At 29.3% G+C, this 1946-nt stretch carries 2 protein-coding genes; both read left to right on the plus strand.

Going from position 1 to position 1946, the window contains the following annotated elements; genetic code table 11:
• Nucleotides 1–234: 234 nt before the first annotated feature.
• Nucleotides 235–1014, plus strand: coding sequence for a hypothetical protein (locus HP570_RS29055; protein ID WP_173627960.1), 780 nt, complete (start codon nucleotides 235–237; stop codon nucleotides 1012–1014).
• Between the two features lie 18 nt (nucleotides 1015–1032).
• Nucleotides 1033–1935: a DUF3307 domain-containing protein gene (locus tag HP570_RS29060; protein ID WP_173627961.1), complete on the plus strand. Its 903-nt coding sequence runs from the start codon at nucleotides 1033–1035 to the stop codon at nucleotides 1933–1935.
• The last annotated feature ends 11 nt before the right edge of the window (nucleotides 1936–1946 follow it).

The raw sequence follows: 1946 nt of genomic DNA on the forward strand, positions 1-1946 counted from the left end.
AAACTTAGATAAAAACAGCGAATTAGAGTAAACTTAGATAAAAACAGCGAATTGGAGAAAACTTAGATAAAAACAGCGAATTGGAGTAAACTTAGATAAAAACAGCGAATTGGAGTAAACTTAGATAAAAACAGCAAATTGGGGTAAACTTAGATAAAAACAACGAATTTGGAGTAACAAATAAGTTTAAGTGTTTTCTGATAAAAATAATTTAAAACAAAGGAGAGGGTTAGATTGGGTAAACCAGTCTCCATTTTTATAATGGATGTTACGAAATCAACGGATATAGATAATCCCGATTTATTAACAGAATATTTAAGTGACATAGTTCAATGGATTAAGAGATGGACAGATGATATTGTATCAATAAAGGTGAAGCATCGGTTAGGTGACGAGATTATTTTAATCAGCGAGAATTACTCAACAGCGTTTATTATTGCATTTTTTATAAATCAGTGTTGGCAATTCAAAAGAAATCCGCCATATTTTGGGATGACAATAGGAGATATTGATAAAGATATTTCTGATATTGACATTGAGACATGGAACCATCCTTTGATTAAACAAGCAAGGATTGCAAATGATACATTAAAAAATGAAAGCAATAGAGTCCCGTTCCTATTTAGAGTAGATAACAACAATATTTCAGGCAATTTTAAACAGCTTGAAGAAATGATAAAACTAATTAATCTGACATGTGAAATACAATTTTTTATTACCACTGAACAAACAGAACAACAAAAGCTAATCTTCTTTTTATATTTGATTTTGCAAAAGCAAGTAGAAATAGCAAAACTATTAAATAAATCAGCTTCAACAATATCCGTTCAATACAAAAAAGGAAATGGAGAGATTATATTAAAGAGTTTTGAGCAAGTAAAAAAAAGCCTTAATGCTGTTCAGGATTCAATTTATAGTGAAGAATCAAGTATTAATGAAATCTCCGAAAATTTAAGAAGGTCAATAATGGAGAACATAAAAAGTGATTTAACAAATTTTTTGAGTTTAAAATAAATAAAAGGATTGGGATGAATGCTACTACTAAGTCTGACATTAGCACATCTAGTTGCTGATTTTTATTTCCAAACAGATGTAATGGTTGCAGATAAGAAAAAATATTTAAAACGCCACTTATTCCACCATTTAATAACAATATCAATCGCTCTCGTTTTTTACTATATTTGGATAATGGGATTAACTTTTAATACTCTGAGTATTTTAAATTACATAGTATATCCAACAATTGTTATCGTTTTTTTTCATTATTTAATAGATAAGATTAAAATAATAGTAAATGAAAAACTTAACGTAAAAATCAAAAAAAATATTGAAGGGCTGTATAAGCTAACAATTTTTATAATTGATCAGATATTGCACTTCGTTTCTTTACTGTTAACTTGTCAGTTTTTATTAAACATAGATTCATTAAAAATTATTCTAGAAATACTAAAGGTACTGCATGTGGTAAAAGGTACACCTCAAGATTTTACTCCGATTGAGATTGTTTTATTTATGATTATCATGTTCATAATTATAACTACAGTTAGTGGGCATATGATAAAACATCTAATAGGAACTATGCCGAACCATCAGTTTGATGAGGGAAAGTTTTTGTTTAGCACTGAAATGAATGGTATAGAGGATAGCTCGCTAACAAAAAAATTGAAGATAACTGAGGAGATTTCATACACTCTAGTTCAACGGGATCAAATATCGAGAGGAACGATTATTGGATACATAGAAAGGTTGCTAGTTGTAATTTTTACCATCTACGGAGCATATCCGGCTATTGGATTTATTGTTACGGCAAAGTCATTTGCGAGATTTAAACAATTAGATGATAGACAGTGGGCAGAATATTTTTTGCTTGGCACATTAGCATCAATGTGCTTAGGGATAATATTCGGCATTTTGATTCGTAACGTTTTAAACTGAATGACAAATCT

The sequence above is a fragment of the Brevibacillus sp. RS1.1 genome (genome assembly GCF_013284365.1).
Taxonomy (GTDB): Bacteria; Bacillota; Bacilli; order Brevibacillales; family Brevibacillaceae; genus Brevibacillus; species Brevibacillus brevis_D.

Excerpts from the sequence above, each read along its gene's own strand:
- HP570_RS29060 (WP_173627961.1), top strand. The coding sequence starts at position 1,033 with ATGCTACTACTAAGTCTGACATTAGCACATCTAGTTGCTGATTTTTAT.